The sequence below is a fragment of the Moorena sp. genome, assembly GCF_982860115.1.
This window is the reverse complement of the sequence record NZ_CEYLVT010000443.1, coordinates 1-2,233: the sequence shown is the minus strand read 5'-3', so window position 1 is coordinate 2,233 and position 2,233 is coordinate 1. Positions and strand designations below refer to the sequence as shown.

General features: G+C 42.7%; 1 protein-coding gene. It reads left to right on the top strand.

All coding sequences use genetic code 11. The features are described 5' to 3' along the window. On the top strand, window positions 1–2,233 hold a 2,233-nt coding region (locus AC4II3_RS32525; RefSeq protein WP_490723040.1), incomplete at both ends, for a WD40 repeat domain-containing protein.

Here is a 2,233-nt window from a genome sequence, read left to right as displayed (position 1 = left end):
GAGGACAACTGGTTTAACCAAGTAGAAGTTGAGTTTGTGCAGCGTAGCGTCAGGCGAAAAAGCTTAAATACTCGTCGGAATTGGATTGTTGCGATCGCAGTTATGCTGGGGTTAGGTACAGGTTTAGTATTATCGACTTATTTTAGATTACAATCTAGTAAACAGGCAATTAACTCAGACTTCCGTGCAAAAGCTGCCACTATCAAGTCTTCTCTATCAGTAAAACCTACTACAGAAGAATTGCTCGAAGCTATTAAAGAAACAGCTGAAATTGAAAACTACCAAAAATCCTTAAAAGCAAAGGTAATCTCTTTATACCCAAAGGTAATCAATGAAGTTAATTCTAGCTTATTTGCAGCCTTAGATAAGGTTCAAGAAAGGAATCATTTACAAGGTCATACAGATGCTGTCAATGATATCACTTTTAGTCCAGATGGCAAACAGATTCTCAGTGGCAGTGACGACGGAACAGTGCGGTTGTGGGACACAGAATCCGGTCAACTAATCCATACATTAAAAGGTCATACAGATGCTGTCATTGATATCGCTTTTAGTCCAGATGGCAAACAGATTATCAGTGGCAGTAACGACAAAACAGTGCGGTTGTGGGACACAGAATCCGGTCAACTAATCCATACACTAGAAGGTCATACTAGTAGTGTCAAGGCGATCGCTTTTAGTCCAGATGGCAAACAGATTCTCAGTGGCAGTTCCGACAAAACAGTGCGGTTGTGGGACACCGAATCCGGTCAACTAATCCATACACTAGAAGGTCATACACATATTGTCAATGATATCGCTTTTAGTCCAGATGGCAAACAGATTCTCAGTGGCAGTTTCGACAAAACAGTGCGGTTGTGGGACACAGAAACAGGTCTTCTAATCCATACATTTGTTGGTCATACAAGTAATCTCAATGATATCGCTTTTAGTCCAGATGGCAAACAGATTCTCAGTGGCAGTAGGGACAAAACAGTGCGGTTGTGGGACACAGAAACAGGTCTTCTAATCCATACATTTGTTGGTCATACACAGATTGTCTATGATATCGCTTTTAGTCCAGATGGCAAACAGATTATCAGTGGCAGTTACGACAAAACAGTGCGGTTGTGGGACACCGAATCCGGTCAACTAATCCATACATTAAAAGGTCATACTGATATTGTCTGGGAGATCGCTTTTAGTCCAGATGGCAAACAGATTCTCAGTGGCAGTTCCGACAACACCTTGCGGTTGTGGGACACCGAATCCGGTCAACTAATCCATACATTAGAAGGTCATACTAGTAGTGTCAAGGCGATCGCTTTTAGTCCAGATGGCAAACAGATTATCAGTGGCAGTGACGACAACACCTTGCGGTTGTGGGACACAGAAACCGGTCAACCTCATACATTAGAAGGTCATACTGGTACTGTCAAGGCGATCGCTTTTAGTCCAGATGGCAAACAGATTCTCAGTGGCAGTGAAGACAAAACAGTGCGGTTGTGGGACACAGAAACAGGTCTTATAATCCATACATTAGAAGGTCATAAAGGTTGGGTCAATGATATCGCTTTTAGTCGAGATGGCAAACAGATTCTCAGTGCCAGTAACGACAACACCTTGCGGTTGTGGGACACAGAAACCGGTCAACTAATCCATACATTAGAAGGTCATAAAGGTTGGGTCAATGATATCGCTTTTAGTCGAGATGGTAAACAGATTCTCAGTGGCAGTAACGACAAAACAGTGCGGTTGTGGGAGACAGAAACAGGTCTTATAATCCATACATTAGAAGGTCATAAAGGTTGGGTCAATGATATCGCTTTTAGTCGAGATGGCAAACAGATTCTCAGTGGCAGTGAAGACACCACAGTGCGTTTGTGGGACACAGAAACCGGTCTTCTAATCCATACATTAGAAGGTCATACTAGTTGGGTCAATGATATCGCTTTTAGTCGAGATGGCAAACAGATTCTCAGTGGCAGTTTTGACAACACAGTGCGGTTGTGGGACACAGAAATCGGTCAACTAATCCATACATTAGAAGGTCATACAGATTCTGTCAATGATATCGCTTTTAGTCGAGATGGCAAACAGATTATCAGTGCCAGTTTTGACCACACCTTGCGTTTGTGGGACACCGAATCCGGTCAACTAATCCATACATTAAAAGGTCATACAAGTACTGTCAATGATATCGCTTTTAGTCGAGATGGCAAACAGATTCTCAGTGGCAGTGACGACAACACAG